At 56.6% G+C, this 288-nt stretch carries 1 protein-coding gene; it reads right to left on the bottom strand.

Annotated features, from left to right (window positions below; translation table 11 throughout):
* On the bottom strand, positions 1-228 hold a 228-nt coding region (locus RMT89_RS42295), incomplete at its 3' end, for a sugar nucleotide-binding protein (protein ID WP_315889074.1).
* Positions 229-288 lie beyond the last annotated feature (60 nt).

The raw sequence follows: 288 nt of genomic DNA, 5'->3' as shown, positions 1-288 counted from the left end.
CAGCCGCATGGCCCCCGCCTGGTCATTTTCAGCGTTGTCGACCGCCGTGTAAGCGGCCGCATTCACCACCAGATCCGGCTGGTATTGTGCCAGAAACGCATCCACGGCATCGGCATTTGACAAATCCAACGTTGCCCGGTCAGGGGCCAACACCTCACCCAGCGTGGCTAACTGGCGGCGCAACTCAAACCCCACCTGACCATTACCACCAGTGACCAGTACCTTCATAACCATTCCTTTGTGAAACACTCGAATTCATCATACACAACAGAGCACAACCCCGCAGGA

Origin of the sequence: Streptomyces sp. P17, assembly GCF_032436805.1 — a bacterium.
In the GTDB taxonomy this organism is placed as follows: domain Bacteria; phylum Actinomycetota; class Actinomycetes; order Streptomycetales; family Streptomycetaceae; genus Streptomyces.
Note: the sequence above shows the minus strand (reverse complement) of the source record. Positions and strands in the feature narration are given on the sequence as shown.